The organism is Deltaproteobacteria bacterium, assembly GCA_016219225.1.
GTDB lineage: Bacteria > Desulfobacterota > RBG-13-43-22 > RBG-13-43-22 > RBG-13-43-22 > RBG-13-43-22.
The window spans coordinates 1-16,518 of the sequence record JACRBX010000179.1 but is presented as its reverse complement, the minus strand read 5'-3'; the positions used below and the strand labels follow the sequence as shown (position 1 = coordinate 16,518).

The following is a 16,518-nucleotide window of genomic DNA, read 5'->3' as shown; positions in this document are numbered from 1 at the left end:
GAATATTTAAGCCCCTCAAAGGGGCTCACAAACAAAAACCAAAACCCGCGTAGCCGTCACCCCGGCGAAAGCCGGGGTCCAGGGCTTTTCCCAAACCTTTTAGAATCACTGGATTCCGGCTTTCGCCGGAATGACGGTCAAATCAAGGTTTGGTCTTCAAATGGAAAACATTAATTACTCGTTGTCGATACTGAAAACCCCCACTCCCGGAATTGTCGAACTCTGGGAGTCCCCCGGCAGAGCCGGGGGTTTACCTAAAAGCAATTAACACCCAACCCGGACCAGCCGGAACCAAGATTTTGGATATACAAAACATGTTAAAAAAACCTCAATTGGTCCGGGTCCAAGGTGTGTTCTTTAAGAAATTCTATCCATTTTGCGTAGAATTATATTCTTTAGTTACTAATAGGTCAGCCGTCCCGGCTGACTATCTAATGGTTTCAACACAATCGGCCTTCGGCCGATCCGACTATTGTCAGGCAGGATGCCTGACCTATTTTTATCTTTGCGCCTTTGCGATGAAAACAGTCTTTCAAAAAGCTAAACTGATACGAAATTTTGGAATTCTGAGTCAGGGTTCTTGAGGGGCTTCCAAAGCCGGTCTTTCTTTTCTTTCCACCAGGAGACGACGGATTCGCCGGTTGTCGGCTTCCAGAACGGTCATTTCTAAATCCTGAAAATAGACCTTTTCGCCAACCGCCGGGACCCTTCCCAGGATATGGATAACCAGGCCTCCCACGGATTCAAAGGTTTTTTCCTCAATTTCCAAATCAAAATATTGTTCGAATTCCTCAATCTCCAGGCGGGCATCGACTTCAACCCGGCCATCTTCCAAGGGTTTCAAGCGTGGTTCCTGGAGATCATATTCATCTTCTATCTCGCCGATGATCTCCTCGATAATATCTTCCATGGTCACCAGTCCGGAAATTCCACCGTATTCATCCAGGACAATGGCCATATGGATTTTTTTCAATCTTAATTCACGCAGGAGATAGACGATTTTTTTGGTTTCCGGAACAAAGTAGGGCTTTCGGAAAATATCGGCCGGGATGGACTGATCCGGGAGCAGATGCCAATAGGGCAAAAGGTCCTTGACATGGAGCATACCGACAATATTATCCGGATTTTCCTGATAAATAGGGAGGCGGGAATGACCATGGGCCAGGGTCAGATCAAGAATGGTCTGGATACTCACATCCGAACTGACGGCCAACATCTCGGTCCTCGGGACCATGACCTCCCGGACTATAGTATCTTTGAATTCAAAGATGCTTTGGATCATGTCCCCCTGTTCCGGGGTGAGCAGTCCTTGTTCTTCTCCCTGATCGATCAGTTCTTGAAAGTCTCTCTCTAAAATAGATTCCGGATGGGTTTCCGTTTTCTTTTTAAATAAGGAACGGACCTGTTCGATAAAACCTGGGGGATGTTCGTCTGGATTAGTACTCATAAGATATAGATATTTATATCAGTTTTATCTCCTAATGTCAAATTTATTTTCCTGTACGGGGTCAAGATCAGGGGTAAACCGGTCTGAAGTGAAAAACAGGAATACCTGTTCCATATTGTATTTTTATTCAATTCGGTTATTATACTTTAAAATCCTATTCAATCCGATCAGGCCCTGAAATGGAGGGGAAATTACTTGCCAAAGACCATAGTTGATATTGAACCCTCATATCCCGCTTGGGACGGGACACCACGAAACAAAAAAATGTGCATATCGAATAACAAATATCAAATATCGAATATCGAAGGAGTGCTATCTTTAAATTCCGAAATCCAAAATCCAAAATCCAAAATTGATGACCCATGGGATGTTCAAAGCCATGGGTAAGGTGATTTCTCTTGAATCCCTAAAAAATCAGAAGGCCGCCCAGAGGGGGTTTCGGGAATGGCGACGTCTTTTTAAATCCCCGGCGATCTTGGATGAACATACAAGGTGGTCCGATCTCCCGGATGAATTGATATTATTTTTAGCCGAAGACGATGAAGAAGGCCGGGCGATTATCAACGATCTCGTGATGGGATCACTGGATCTGGGAAAGGGATTTGAATTCGAATCGTTGCCTCCGGAAAAATTGCTGCCCCTTCTGGATGTCTATTTCTTCCTGATCGATCATATTCGTTTTGAATGTATGCGCCGGTTAGGGTGGATACAGGAAGTTCCTTCGGCAGACCAATCGATCATCACCATGATCAGAAAGTTCGACCATGCCGTCTACCCGTCCTTGTCGGGTTTTCCAAAACTCACCCCGAAGCATCCCGGATTTCCGGAATATTGCCGGCTCACCGATATCGATCAGCGGGTCTTTATCAGGAAAGCCATTCCGGAGGCGGTCAAGCAATTTAAAGAAAAAGTAAAATCAGAGGCGAATTCATTCAATTAGGACGCAGATTTTCGCCGATACCCGCAGATAACTATTCTTGATGGTCTCGTAAAAACTCGTCATTCCCGCGAAGGCGGGAATCCAGGATAACCGTAACCACTTAAAAGGACTGGATTCCCGCCTTCGCGGGAATGACGAAAAGAGACGAGTTCCTGCTTCCAAATAACTTAGCTTTTTTATTGCCAAGTTATTTTCTGATACAGCGCCGCAATGCGGCGTTTCATAGCTTTTTACGAGTTCATCTTTCTTTATATTCAAAATTCTGGCAATCTGCGTCGGTCTGCGTCGATCAGCGTCCAAAAAGGAAATTCCCATACCATCAAGTTAAGGCATCAAATTTTTACCCCGTTCCAGAGCAATGCGCAAATAGGTCTCGGCCCCGGTGGCCGGGGGCAGATATTGGAGATCTTCCGGTTTCTTGATCAATCGGAGGGCTTCGGCCGTACAGGTCGACACACAAAGGCCGCAACCGATACATCGGTTGAGATCAATGACCGCCCGGTCTTCGACCATATTGATGGCCTCCATCTGGCAGCGGTCTAAGCAGATCTCACAGCCGATACATTCCTCTCCATTAACCTGGGCGAAATAGTTGCTTTGGACTGCTTTGGCCGGCACGGGTTGTTTTTTCAAAGACTGCATCACCCCGCAACAATCTCCGCAACAACTGCACATGCCGCCTACTTTCTGGGCATTAAAGGGCTGCATGACCAGACCGGCTTCTTCGTTACGTCGGACGATTTCCTTAGCCTCTTCCTGAGTGATATACCGGCCCATATGATTATCCACATAAAAGTGGGCATGGGCCCCGAATAGAAAACAGGCTTCCACCGGTTTGTCACAGCCCTTATCTTCTATGCGGGCCATGGTCCGGCAGATGCAGGGGGCAACGGCGATGGTTTTCTGGCCCTCCAGAATCCCTAAAACATCTTCATAAGGGGCGACCGGCCAGTCGGCCACCAGTTGACGATTAATGGGAATGGTCCGCAAGACCGGGGTGCTGTAAGCTTGAATGGTCCGGTTGAAGGCCGTTTCAGAATATTCCTGCATCTCCCGGACAAATTCCCGGTCCAGGCGGTTGAGCTGAAACTCGAAAATGCCCACTACATAGGGAACAGCGGCATAGCGTACCGTGTCCCCTTTTCGTTGCCGGAAGAGCAACCCTTTAACCGCCATCTGCTCCATCAAGACGGCTGTGGCCTGGGATTCACGACCCAGTCGCTGGGCCACCTGTGAGGGTTGATCCAGGAGAGGAGATAAATGAACAAAAAGTTCTGCTTCCTCCTCAGTAAAGAGTCGCTTAAGTATCTTTAACTCCATCCGGTTCTCCGTAGCAGGAAAACCAGTGGCCAGATCGTCCAGACGCTCTTGCAATTTGACATAAAGTTCTTCCATAACGGGCCTCCTTGATTTGATCCTAAAATGATGAGTTCGTAAAATGTAGGAGATTTTAAAAACACGTCATTCCCGTGATAACGGGAATCCAGTGGTTTTACGTGAATACGACCGGCCTGGATTCCCGCCTGCGCGGGAATGACGCGTTTTTACATAACCATCAAAACTTCTTGCCCAATGTTTTCATATAAAACCCGCAGGCACCTTAACATGTAATTCCTTTGGAAATCAATGGGCTTTTTCACCTTCCGGACTTCTAAAAAGCTTCTATTTGACAGAAAATCATAAAGGGCATAGAATAGACAACTATTAGAGCCTGACCAAAGATATTTCAAATTAGTCTGTTCCTCGTTGCGGGTTACTCGTTTCTCGTTTTAGCGAGCAACCAGCAACAAGTTGCCGTAACGTAACGAGGAACGAGCATCGAGTAACGAGTAACATTTTTTATGTTATAGATAGCGATTACGTTCAATTCGGGGAGTGCACGGGAATGGAAGAAATAAAACGTCCGGTCATTTTAATCATTGACGACGATGAAGTTATCCGGGATTCTTGTACCAAGGTCCTGCTCAAAGAAGGCTATCAAGTCGAAACAGCCGTCGACGGGCCATCGGGTTGCAAAATAGCCAGTAAGATTCACCCGGATCTGGCCCTGGTTGATTTAAAAATGCCGGGGATTTGCGGTCCGGAGATCCTGGAAGAATTAAGTAAAATAGATCCTTATATGGCCAAGGTGGTCATTACCGGCTATGCCACGGTTAGTACTGCCGTGGAATCCATGCAGCATGGGGCCTCCTATTTCTTAACCAAACCCTTTGTCCCCGATGAACTGCGGATGGTCACCCAGGAGGCCTTGGAAAAAAGAAAAGACCGTCTTAAGGCGGAATTTTTACGAAAGGGATCCAGACCCATGGATCCTGCACTAACTGCCATTTTCCTGAAGGAAATTGAAGACCCCCTGGAGGAAATTGAAAATTTTTTTTCCGAACTCGAAGACCGCGGAATAATCCAGGGCGAGTTAGTGGGTCCATTTCTCAAAGCCAGAACACACATCCAGGATTTAAAACAAACGGTCAAAAAATGGCTGGCTTGAAAGATAGCCTTTTCTGGTGTTTATTAATTACCTCCTTATTTCTGGTCACCTGTAAGGCAGGGACGGAGGGGTTGGAGAAAAACATGTCCCAGTCTCTTCAAACCGCGCGGGAGGAAATGGTTAAAACCCGGATCAAGGCCAGGGGGATCAAAGATCCTCGGGTCCTGAACGCTATGCTCAAAGTGGAACGGCATCGGTTTGTCCCCGAGCATCTTAAGTCCCGGGCCTATGAGGACAATCCCTTACCCATCGGCGAGGGCCAGACTATTTCCCAGCCCTACATCGTGGCCTTGATGACCGAACTCCTGGATCTGAAAGGTGCCGATAAGGTTCTTGAAATCGGAACCGGATCGGGTTATCAGGCCGCTATATTGGCCGAATTGGCCCAGGAAGTCTATACGATTGAGATTATAACCCTTCTGGCCGATACGGCCAGGGATCGTCTGGAGCAGTTGGGTTATAACAACATCAAGGTTAAAGCCGGTGACGGCTATCAGGGATGGCCCCAATACGCCCCCTTCGATGCCATTATCGTGACAGCCGCCCCGGATCATATCCCGCAACCCTTATTGGACCAGCTAAAAGAAGGGGGGAGGATGGTCCTTCCGGTGGGAACCTTTCCCTACCAGGAGCTGAAAAAGATAATTAAAAAATCCGGCAAACCGGAGGTTACCAACATCCTTCCCGTCCTGTTTGTTCCCATGACCGGATCCCAGGTGAAACCCAAATAACAATGAGTTGAACGCCGAAACAGCCTTTTGAGGCGGGGACCGACGAAGCAGGAAAATAACTTCTCGGCAGGCGATAGGCAATGGGCTATAGGCTACCTTTTGCCTATTGCCAATATTGTAACAATTTAGCTCTGTTAAAAACTTGGAACTTTTACTTGAAAATTCTGACCTGCACGCACGTCATTCCGGTGAAAACCGGAATCCAGGTATTATGCCGAGCCGAAAAGAATCTGGATTCCGGTTTTCACCGGAATGACGGAGAGGTTATCGACGTTTTTTTTTCAAAAAGCTAACCTGATACGAATCGTTAACCATAAGAATTATAATGTAAATGGAAACTTCTAATTTAAAAACGCTTTTTTTCCCTGAATCCATTGCCGTAGTAGGCGCCTCCAACCGTTTCGGAAAGTGGGGCTTTAATTTAGCGGCCACCCTCCTGGTTTCTTCTTTTTCAGGCCCGGTTTATCTGGTAAATCCCAAAAAAGGTTTAGTTCTGGGTCGCCAGGCTTTTCCTGATCTGGGTTCCCTGCCAAAACCGGTGGATCTGGCCGTACTGGCCGTACCGGCCGACCGGACCATCCCTCTTATTGAAGAATGCGGCCGTCTGGGCATCCCCAATGCCCTGGTAGTAGCTTCCAACTTTAAAGAAGTGGGGGCGGAAGGGGCCCGGATCGAAGAAAAACTGGTCCAGGCCGCCCAGGCAGGACAGGTCCGGATAGTCGGTCCCAATACCATGGGAATGGTCAGCACCCCGGTCGGTCTGGAGATCCTCTTTATGCCCCTCGGGCTCAAGCCCGGTCCGGTGGATGTCATTTCCCAATCAGGAAATATCGGCCTCCAGATTATGGAATTGGGGATGAAGGAAGGACTGGGTATTTCCAGGTTTGTCGGTTCAGGCAACGAAGCCCTTTTGGGGGTGGAGGATTATCTTTCTTATTTTGGCCAGGATGAATACTCCCGGGTAATCGTCCTTTATCTGGAAGGGATCCGCCATGGTGAGCGTTTTTTTGAGGCGGCTAAAAAGATAACCCCCCACAAACCCATCCTGGCCCTGAAGGCCGGAAAAACCTCTCATGGATCCCGGGCGGCCCGGTCCCACTCCGGGGCTGTGGCCCAATCCCCGAAAATGATTTCCGATCTGTTCAAACAAGCCGGAATTATCGAAGCCCAGTCTACCGAAGAATTGATCGATTTGATCAAGACCTTCAGTTTGCTCAAGCCCCCGCCCGGAGATCGGTTGGGGGTCGTTTCCCTGGGAGGGGGCTGGGGTGTGGCGACTACGGATGCCGCGGCCCTAAACGGATTGAACCTTCCGACCCTTTCCTCTTCCCTGATAGAGCGATTAAATGCCTTACTCCCCCCTTTCTGGAGCCATCAAAATCCTCTGGACCTGGCCGGGACAACCAACCGCCGCTCTCATATCGAGGTCCTTAGAACCCTCTGTGCCAGCGATGAGATAGATGTCGTTATCGCCCTGGGGATGCTGGCGGGAATGAAAAAGTATCTCGGCCAGCTTTCCAAGTGGAAGGGATTGATCCTGAAACACAAGATTAAGTCCTTTTTCTCCAAGCCCTTTGGCTTCCTAAAAAGACCTCCGGTCCTTCCTTTCGGACAGGAACCGGAAAAGACGGGCTTGAAACAAAAAGGGGGATTCCGGGTGAAGGAGTTCAACCTCTGGAAAGATGCCCCCTTTGTCCATGAAACCAGGCGGATCATGGAAGCCTATAAAAAACCGATCCTTCTGGTTACCTTCCTTCCCGGCACAGCCGTTCAGATGACCCGGCGTTTTGGTTTGCCGGTCTTTGGTAATCCGGAGCGGGCCGTGGGTTCCATGCATGGGCTAATAGAATACGGTGAATACGTCAGAAGGTCACAGGAAGGCCGTTTCACCGTTCCGGAGAGGGAAAAACCAACAAAACCCTTGCCGGCCATCGTAAATGAATCCATAGACGAACATCAGGGCAAACAGATTCTGGAAGCTTACGGGATCCCGGTGACTCGGGAAGGGGTTGCCAAAACAAAGGGGGAAGTCCTTTCTCTGGCCCGGACCGTCGGGTACCCGGTCGCCCTAAAAATCCTCTCCCCGTCTATCCAGCATAAAACCGAACAGGGGGGCGTAATTCTTTCCATCCCAACCGAGGAGGAACTGGAACGGGCCGTCAGGCGGATGGAAGAAAGATTTCCGGCCCTCAAGAATCCGGATAACCCGGAAAGCCTGCTGATCCAGGAGATGGTTTCAGATGGCGTCGAAGTCTTTTTGGGTATGATCAATGACCCTCAATTCGGTCCCCTGCTGGTCGTCGGTCTGGGAGGGATCCTGGTGGAAGTCTTGAAGGATGTGGCCTTTGCCAAGCCCCCGGTTTCCGCCTTTCAAGCCGAACAATTATGGCGTTCCCTAAGAGGATCGACTATACTGGACGGCGTGCGGGGGAAACCGCCGGCCGACCTTCCGGCCCTGATCAAGGCCACGGTTGATTTCTCCTGTTTAATTGAAGATCTTGGCCGCGATTTTGAAGGGATCGATATTAACCCCCTGATGGTCTCATCATTAGGCCGGGGGGTTAAGGCCCTGGATGCCCTGTTTGTAACAAAAACACCAGGAACATGAAGACAGGTTCAAGGTTCTTCATCCTTGAAACTTGCATCTTGAAACTTGAAACTTTTTTTCGGGAGAAATTTTGATGAAAAAAAGGTTAACTGCTTCCATTATCGGCCTCTGGTTCTTATTGGTGGCCGTCAGCGCCCTCTGTGCCGGTGAGCCGGTTCATCTGCGCATCCTCCATTTGAATGATTTTCATGGGTTCGCCGACTCGCAGCTGCCCCTGGGAAGCCCTGACCGGATTGGCGGGATCAGTTTTCTGGCCGGTGAGGTGAATCGGCTGCGCCAGGATCAGCCTACCCTCCTCCTGGCCGCCGGCGACATGATCCAGGGTAACCCCTGGGCTAATCTTTCCGAGGGCAAATCATCTATGGAGGTGATGAATGCCATGGGAGTTTCAGCCATGGTCCTGGGGAATCACGAGTTTGATTTCGGGCAAGAGGTCTTGCAAAAAAGGATTCAGGAGGCTAAGTTCCCGGTCCTGGCCGCTAATGTCCAGGGGGTTCCTGGAATCCACCCTTATGTGATCAAAGAATTATCGGGAATCAAAGTCGCTATAATCGGTCTGGTGACCGAAAACACCCCGGTTGCCACCCATCCCAAGAATGTGAAGGGGGTTGTTTTTTCCTCCGCCGTGGCATCGGCCAGAAAGGCCTTGCGGGAGTTGGCTGATAAGACCGACCTGGTGGTCGTCCTCTCCCATCTTGGACTGCCGGCCGATCGCCGCCTGGCCAGGGCCGTCAAGGGCATCCAGGTAATCGTGGGCGGCCATACCCATACCCGCATGGAAAACCCTCTCAAGGTCAATGAAACGATTATTGTCCAGGCCTGGGAACATGCCAAGGTCTTGGGCGTCCTGGATCTGACGATTCAGGATCGAAAAGTAACCCACTACGCAGGAAAACTGATCCCTGTCCGTCCCGACTTGATGATGCCCGATCCCCTTGTGGCAAAAATCGTCGAGCATTATAATAATCAGGCCGCCGCTGTCCTGGATGAAATCATCGGCGAGACCCAAGTGGACCTGGAAGCCAAGGGTTCGCGGATCCGGGAAACCAATTTAGGTAATCTGGTGGCCGATATCCTGAGAGAGGATACCAAGGCCGATGTTTCCCTGATCAATGGCGGGGGATTGCGCAGTGATATTCCAAGAGGTCCCATCCGGATGAAGGATCTGCTTTCCGTACTGCCCTTTCGCAACGCACCCCTGGTCCTGAGGGTCACCGGAAAAGAGCTGAAGGCCATCCTGGAACATGGTCTGTCTGATTTAAGTGGAACTGGCGGCCAGTTTCCCCAAATTTCCGGGATGCGCCTCCAGTACCAATCCGCTTCCCCGGCCGGTGAGCGGATCACCCGGATCTGGGTAAAGGAAAAACTATTAAATCCTGATGAATGGTACACCCTGGCCACCAACGATTTCCTGGCCGCCGGGGGAGACGGTTATGGTGTTTTCGTCAGGATATTGGGAGCCAAAAAGGGGTATACGGCCCAAAGCCCCCGGGTTGTTTTTTTTGATTCCGGCATGGAAATCCGTCGTCTGGTAAGCGAATATATCAAAGCAAAAAAAATGATCTCGTCCTCGGTGGAAGGACGGATTCAAAAAATCGATTAGCCAGTGAAAATCTGGATTAATGGGAAAAAAGCAACCTTAATTCCGGGCATGACCGTTCGTCAGGCCCTGATCCAGACCGGTCTTTTTAAAGAGATCGAAAAAGGGGCCAGGGTTTTTGATGAATGGAACAATGAGGTAGGACTGGACGGGGCCTTGGAAGAAGGCATGCGGATTTCAGTTGCCTATCCCGAAAGGGAGTAAACAGGATTTACCGGATTATTCGGATTTTTTTCCTTTAAATCTTGTTAATCCTGTCAGACAAATTTTTTTAAGGAGATTAAATGATGGTTCAAGATGATATGGATATGGATTTTGCCCAACTTTATGAGGCCAGTGCCCGGACGTCCGGTGACCAGTCTTTTTCACCCGGAGAACGGGTAAAGGGAAAGGTGGTCCTCATGACCGCCGATACGGTATTTATCGACTACGGAGCCAAATCAGAAGGCTGGGCCGATGTGGAAGAATTCCTCGACGATAAAAGGGAGATGACCATAAAAATCGGGAGTGAAGTAGAACTGGCGTTTATCGGCTATGGGCCGTCAGGGGCCCATTTGGGTAGTTGCCTCCGAAAGGATGCCGGCGGGGCCGGGAAAGAGTTGCTCAGAAAGGCCTTTGAGTCCGGGCTGACTATCGAGGGTACGGTTACCGGAACCAATAAAGGAGGGCTGGAAGTCACCATTTCAGGGACCAAGGTCTTCTGCCCTTTTTCCCAGATGGACCTGACCTATTGTGACCGGCCCGAGCAATTTGTCGGGACAACCCAAAAATTCAAGGTTGTCCAGTTCGAAGAGGAAGGGCGGAATATTGTCCTTTCCCGGCGGGCGGTTTTACAGGAGGAACGGGAAGCCCTGGCCGCCGAAACCCGGAAAGGACTTATTGTGGGGGGCGTCCTTTCGGGTCGGGTGACCCGTCTGACCCCCTTTGGGGCTTTTGTCGAACTTGGCGGGATAGAGGGACTGATCCATATCTCGGAAATCTCCCGGAGTCCGGTCAAAAACCCGGCCGATTTTTTATCGAAAGATCAGGAAGTGACTGTTCAAGTCCTCAATCTGGAAACCGATGAAAAGGGAATCGAGCGGATCAGCCTGTCTATGAAGGCCCTGGAACCGGATCCCTGGGAAACAGAGCTTCCCTTCCTGGACGGCGATCTGGTCAAAGGAGTGGTTAGAAATCTGACCCCTTACGGGGCTTTTGTCGCAGTAGGCCCGGGCCTGGAAGGTCTGGTGCATATATCCGAAATAGCCCACAAACATATCCGTCATCCCCGGGAAATGCTCAAAGAAGACCAGGAGATCGTGGTAAAGGTTCTGGAGATCAATAAAGAACAACGGCGGATATCTCTTTCCATCAAAGAGGCCCCCTCAATATCGGATCTGGAAACCGATGCCCTGACCCTGGAAACGATCCGCACCGGCGATGTGATTCGAAGAAGGGTTAAAGCGGACCAGGTCAGTCCAATGGAAGGCTCCGAAGGAGGATCAATCCCGTCCGGACCGCAAGCCCGGGGCCCTCAGACCCTGCAAGTGGGGTTGTTGGTCAAAGGGGTGGTCCGTTCCATAAAACCTTATGGCTTCTTTGTCGACCTTCCCGAACTGGGCTCCCATCAACGGGGACTCCTGCATAAAAGCCAGTTAGAGGTTTCCGAAACGGGGCGCTCACCAAAAGGCCTCAAAGAAGGCGATGAAATCCAGGTGGAAATCATCAAAATTGATGATCAGGGCCGGATTTCGCTTTCCAGGCAGTCGGTTCTGGATAATCAGGACCGGGCCGAGTACAATGAATACCAGGATCAGGTGAAAGAGACCGGAAAATTGGGAACCATGGCCGATCTGTTTAGGAAGAAAAAAAAGTGAAAAGACATTTAAAGGAACGCCATGAAGCATGAAAATATTTTTTAGGGGCTATGGGCGATGGGCAATAGGCGATGGGCAAAATTAAATGGGTTTTTGGGCTTTTTTCGCCTATAGCCTATAGCCTCGTGCCTATAGCCTGAATTTTTTAATTTTCGAACTAAAGGAGCCTTTATATGACTTTGATGGAATTTTCCATGATCCCTTTAGACAAAGGGCCGAGCTTCAGTGATTATGTGGCCCGGATTTTGACCCTCGTTGATCAAAGCGGACTGAATTATCGCCTGAACCCCATGGGCACGGTGGTGGAAGGGGAATGGGATGATCTTCAGGCCTTGCTGACCCGTTGCTTCCGGGCCCTGGAAAAGGATTCCGGCCGAATCAGCCTCCAGGTCAAATTCGATTACCGGCAAGGCCCCGAATCCAGGATGGAGAGTAAAATTCAAAGTGTTCAGGCCAAGGCCGGCCGGTGCTTAAAAACTTCATAACATAAAAAAATCTCGTTGGTTAGATGGTATCTCATGAACACGGCGTTATAGGCATCAATATAATCGAAAGATCGTTTCCATTTTACTCCATATTGGCAAGGAGGCTGATGCCGATTTTTCAACCCTCCCCCCCCAAACACCGCCGACGACTTCCCATAAGTTGCCATCCAAGACGATTCAGAAAAACGGACAGGGCGTAAAAACCTGGGCAGAGAAAACATTTCCCGCTTCGTAATCCAGAGTGGAGGTCGAAAATAGGGCTTGACCTTACTTTCTTTCCTGAGTATATTTGCTCACTATACTGAGTAATTTGTCATAGCGCTGATAAGGGGTAAAAATGTATAAGCGACCTTGCTTTAAGGTTTTACTGGCGCGTCTGACTGAGCCAAGAAGATTTTTACAGGTCCTGGCAGGACCCAGACAGAGTGGAAAAACCAACCTGGCCCATCAGATCATGGAAGAATATCCTGGGAAAACCCATTATACCTCGGCGGATGAACCTGCCTTGAAAAACCGCTTATGGATAGAACAACAATGGGACAATGCCCGATTAATGATCGGTGCAGGCCAAAAAGGCCAAAGGGGTCTTTTGATCCTCGACGAGATACAAAAGATACCCGGCTGGTCGGAAACGGTGAAATACCTCTGGGATCAGGATACGGTCAAGAAAGTCCGGCTTCATGTCCTTATTCTCGGTTCATCTCCTTTGCTTGTTCAGCAGGGACTTACCGAAAGCCTGGCAGGACGGTTTGAAACCATACCGGTCACCCACTGGTCTTTTCCTGAAATGCGCGATGCCTTTGGATGGGGTCTTGAGAAGTTCCTGTATTATGGAGGATATCCTGGGGCTGTGCCCCTTACCCGAGATCGGGAGCGATGGGCGAGGTATATACACGATTCCCTCATTGAAACGACCGTCTCCCGTGACGTACTCCTCATGACCAGGGTTGACAAGCCTGCACTTTTGCGCCGTCTTTTCGACCTTGGATGTCATTATTCCGGGCGGATTCTTTCCTATCAAAAGATGCTGGGTCAATTACAGGATGCCGGAAATACGGTAACTTTAGCTCATTATCTGGAACTCCTCAAGGGGGCGGGACTTATTACGGGGCTTCCAAAATATGCCGGGGGGGAAGTAAGACGGCGTGGTTCAAGCCCAAAGTTTATTGCCCTTAATAATGCCCTCATGACCGCCGCTTCACCCCTCAATTATCAGGAGGCCCGGAAAAATCCGGATTTCTGGGGAAGGATTGTCGAGACCGCGGTTGGAGGGGCACTTGTGAACGGGACCACCGGAACGGATATAAAGGTTTATTACTGGGCGGGTCGCAACCGGGAAGTCGATTTTGTCCTCAATAGGGGAAAGCAGCTTACTGTTATTGAAGTAAAAAGCGGGGGCCAGAAGACAAGTCTGCCCGGGATCGATGCCTTCGCAAAAGAGTTCCCTGTTTCTAAAAAGTTGTTGATCGGAGCACAAGGCCTGCCCCTTGAAGATTTCTTTAATCTGAGCCCCCCATCACTGATGTGAAAACAAGACACTTTCTTCATCACAAGATCGAGACCGAAAAGAGGATCGCCCAATTGCCGCCGCTGTCCCAGGAGATCGTAAAACCCTCCCGGTGGAAACGTCTTTGGCACATGGGGACCACCTGGCTGATCCATCCCCGTCTGGCCTTTCATCTGGCCCTGCTGGCCATGATACTGACCCTGCCGGCCCTCTGGTTGGGCTGGCAATTAGATGACCATTTACATCGAACGGTTATGATGGGCCTCTCCCCTTTTAAATCCGGGCACCTTAAAATCTTTTCCGCCTTTACCTTCTTTAACGGTGACTCTGAAACGATTCGCCGCCTTATGGACCTGGGGGTTCTTCCCTGGTGGACATCCCCTCATTTTCGTATTGAATTTTTTCGTTACCTCAGCTCCCTGACCATGTGGCTGGATTACCGGCTCTGGCCCGATTGGCCCTCGCTGATGCATTTGCACAGCCTTTTATGGTTTGCCGGTTTAGTGGCGGCGGCCACTTGCTTCTACCGGCAAATTATGGGACCTGCCTGGGTTTCGGGTCTGGCGGCCCTGCTTTACGCCGTGGACGATGCCCACGCCCTTCCGGCCGCCTGGCTGGCCAACCGGAATGCCCTGCTGGCCGCCTTTTTCGGTATTCTCTGCCTGACCGCCTATGACGGCTGGCGCCGGCTGGGGAAAAAGTGGTGTGCCCTGGCCCACACGGCCTGTCTGGCCCTGGCCCTGCTTTCCGGCGAACTGGCCCTGGCCGTGGCCGGCTACCTCCTGGCTTACGCCCTCTTTCTTGATCAAAGCCGCTTAAGCCGCCGCTTCCTGGCCCTCCTGCCAGCCGCCTTCGTGTTCCTCACCTGGGCCATCCTGTATTGGTCCTTCGATTTCGGAACCAAGGGCTCGGGTTTTTATATAAATCCCCTGATCAGTCCTGTCGAATTCATCCGAGCCCTCGTCCTTCGTGGACCCTTTCTTCTTTTGGGACAATGGTCCCCCCTGCCAGCCGAATTAGGCACTATCATTTCCGGAAAATGGATCCTAATTTTTTTCCCTGTCCTTCTGGCCTTCCTGGTTTTCTTATCGGTGCCCTTGATTCGTCTTGACAAAGTTGCCCGTTTCTGGCTCCTGGGCATGACCCTTTCTCTGGTTCCTATTGCCGGCGTTGTTCCGGGCAACCGGCTGCTCTTGTTGGTCGGACTGGGGGCCATGGGCCTTTTGGCCCAGTTCCTGGGCGGTCTTGTCGAAACACCGGGGAAATTCTTTCTCAGAACCTCCTGGCGTATCCCGGCCTTAACTTTAGGAATAGTCTTGACGCTGTTTCACCTGGTCCTTTCCCCTCTTTCCCTGCCGGGTGTTGTTTATTCCTTAAAACCTTTGGGCGAATTTTTTGCTTCTCCCGTCAAAACCGTTCCCGATGATCCCCGAATCAGCCGCCAGGACCTCATCGTGGTCAATCCGCCGGACTATCTGTTTTCCATAAACCTCCTGGGCGCTCTGAAAATTTTGGAAGGGAAACCCCTTGCCCGAAGCATTCGGGCCTTATCCGGAGGCCCGGTACCCCTGGAAATTCAGCGGCTGGACGAGTGTTCGCTTCGGGTAAAAATTCATGGCGGGCTCTTCCAGGGCGTGACCGGAAGGTTATACCGTTCCCAAGAAGAACCCTTGACCTTGGGCCAGGAAATCCATCTGAGGGGCCTGTCCGCCCGGGTGATCCGAATGGACCAGGACTACGGACCGGAAGAGGTGGTTTATCGTTTTCCCGTTCCACTGGAAGATGCTTCTTTGCGCTGGCTTAAATGGGAAAAGGGCACCTATGTCCCATTTATCCCGCCTCCCATTGGTAAGTCGGTAGGGTTTTCGGGAATCAACCCCTTTGATTTTTTTCGAAAGCAGGGGCCATCATAAAAAACAGCCCCGCCGACTTCAGAGCGACCTTACAAATTAAGGAATAGGTTGTCCGACTCCTTAAATCCGGATCTTCTGCTGCGGGGGCCGGGCCAGCAAGGCAATGGGGATGCCGGCAAAACAAAAAACGGCGGCCAGGGTCAAGGGTAGAAAATAACTGCCCGTGGCATCGCGGAGGAACCCCGCCAGGACCGGACTGCCGGCGCTGATCACGGTGACTACCGGTATAGTCCAGCCGATTATCCGGGAATAGTTGGTCCGCCCAAAATAGGCCCCGATGAAAGTAGGCACCAGGACGATCATACCCCCAAAACCGATTCCCGTCAGGATCGAATAGAGGCCGATAAAAATCATTCCCCGGGCATTCATCAAGGCCAGGACACCCAGTCCCATACCGGCCAGAAAGAAAGCCGCCAAATAGCGGCTTTCGATTCTCATACCCAGAATACCGCCGGCCAATCGGCCGACGATGCTCATCCCGATCATCAACCCCAGGGCCGTGGCCGAAACCAGGGGAGAGAAGTTCAAGTCCTGGAGATAAGCCACCTGATGGGTGGTCAGCAGGCTGGTCACATACAAAATGATCGAAAACAGGGCCATCAACATCCACAAGGCCGGGGTACGAAAGGCTTCCTTGACGGACCAGTTCCTTAGCGTCTGGTAGACTTTCCGGTCCGGGGCCGGATGGCCCATTCCGGGCGCCCCAAGGCCCTCAGAGATACCGTCCGGGTGTTGGCCCAGATCTTCCGGTCGGTTTCTGATGAGGATTCCACCCAGGATGACGGTCAATAAAAGATGGCTACCGGCCAGCCAAACCCAGGCCCAGCGCCATCCCAGAACGGAGATAATCCGGCTGATCAGGGGGGGCAGAACAAAACCGCCCACTCCGCCGGAGGCAAAGAGCAAACCCATGGCCAATGATCTTTTCCGGATAAACCAGTTG

13 protein-coding genes are annotated in these 16,518 nt (G+C 50.8%); 10 read left to right on the top strand and 3 right to left on the bottom strand.

Annotated features, from left to right (window positions below; translation table 11 throughout):
* Positions 1 to 571 precede the first annotated feature (571 nt).
* Positions 572 to 1,447 (bottom strand): HlyC/CorC family transporter, encoded by an 876-nt coding sequence (locus HY879_15580; protein MBI5604759.1) that lies wholly within the window; start codon positions 1,445 to 1,447, stop codon positions 572 to 574.
* A gap of 379 nt (positions 1,448 to 1,826) precedes the next feature.
* Here HY879_15580 and HY879_15575 point away from each other — a divergent pair, with 379 nt between their 5' ends.
* Complete coding sequence (locus HY879_15575; GenBank protein MBI5604758.1) at positions 1,827 to 2,387, top strand: hypothetical protein; 561 nt, start codon at positions 1,827 to 1,829, stop codon at positions 2,385 to 2,387.
* A gap of 324 nt (positions 2,388 to 2,711) precedes the next feature.
* Here the strand turns inward: HY879_15575 and HY879_15570 are convergent, their stop codons facing one another.
* Positions 2,712 to 3,782, bottom strand: coding sequence for a 4Fe-4S binding protein (locus tag HY879_15570; protein ID MBI5604757.1), 1,071 nt, complete (start codon positions 3,780 to 3,782; stop codon positions 2,712 to 2,714).
* A gap of 490 nt (positions 3,783 to 4,272) precedes the next feature.
* On the opposite strand from HY879_15570, the gene HY879_15565 reads away from it, so the two are divergent.
* The 9 genes from HY879_15565 (at position 4,273) to HY879_15525 (ending at position 15,575) form a co-directional block, all read left to right on the top strand.
* Entirely contained in the window at positions 4,273 to 4,875 is a 603-nt protein-coding gene (locus HY879_15565; protein MBI5604756.1) for a response regulator, read from the top strand.
* An 83-nt stretch (positions 4,876 to 4,958) separates the two neighbouring features.
* Positions 4,959 to 5,606 carry a protein-L-isoaspartate(D-aspartate) O-methyltransferase gene (locus HY879_15560; protein MBI5604755.1) on the top strand — a complete coding sequence of 216 codons (648 nt, stop codon included), beginning with the start codon at positions 4,959 to 4,961 and terminating at the stop codon, positions 5,604 to 5,606.
* A 331-nt stretch (positions 5,607 to 5,937) separates the two neighbouring features.
* Positions 5,938 to 8,214, top strand: coding sequence for an acetate--CoA ligase family protein (locus HY879_15555; protein ID MBI5604754.1), 2,277 nt, complete (start codon positions 5,938 to 5,940; stop codon positions 8,212 to 8,214).
* Between the two features lie 73 nt (positions 8,215 to 8,287).
* The gene (locus HY879_15550; protein ID MBI5604753.1) at positions 8,288 to 9,817 is read left to right on the top strand and encodes a bifunctional metallophosphatase/5'-nucleotidase; all 1,530 of its coding nucleotides are present in this window, start codon (positions 8,288 to 8,290) and stop codon (positions 9,815 to 9,817) included.
* A gap of 3 nt (positions 9,818 to 9,820) precedes the next feature.
* Complete coding sequence (locus HY879_15545) at positions 9,821 to 10,018, top strand: hypothetical protein (GenBank protein ID MBI5604752.1); 198 nt, start codon at positions 9,821 to 9,823, stop codon at positions 10,016 to 10,018.
* An 80-nt stretch (positions 10,019 to 10,098) separates the two neighbouring features.
* Positions 10,099 to 11,670 carry a S1 RNA-binding domain-containing protein gene (locus HY879_15540; GenBank protein MBI5604751.1) on the top strand — a complete coding sequence of 524 codons (1,572 nt, stop codon included), beginning with the start codon at positions 10,099 to 10,101 and terminating at the stop codon, positions 11,668 to 11,670.
* A gap of 173 nt (positions 11,671 to 11,843) precedes the next feature.
* On the top strand, positions 11,844 to 12,155 hold the full coding sequence (locus HY879_15535) for an MTH1187 family thiamine-binding protein (protein ID MBI5604750.1): 312 nt from the start codon (positions 11,844 to 11,846) through the stop codon (positions 12,153 to 12,155).
* A 337-nt stretch (positions 12,156 to 12,492) separates the two neighbouring features.
* On the top strand, positions 12,493 to 13,683 hold the full coding sequence (locus HY879_15530) for an ATP-binding protein (protein ID MBI5604749.1): 1,191 nt from the start codon (positions 12,493 to 12,495) through the stop codon (positions 13,681 to 13,683).
* A complete protein-coding gene (locus HY879_15525; GenBank protein MBI5604748.1) occupies positions 13,680 to 15,575 on the top strand; it encodes a hypothetical protein in 1,896 nt (631 codons plus the stop codon). The genes HY879_15530 and HY879_15525 overlap by 4 nt, the downstream gene beginning before the upstream one ends.
* A 60-nt stretch (positions 15,576 to 15,635) precedes the next feature.
* Here the strand turns inward: HY879_15525 and HY879_15520 are convergent.
* Positions 15,636 to 16,518, bottom strand: an 883-nt coding sequence (locus HY879_15520) for an MFS transporter (GenBank protein ID MBI5604747.1), incomplete at its 5' end; no start/stop codon positions are given.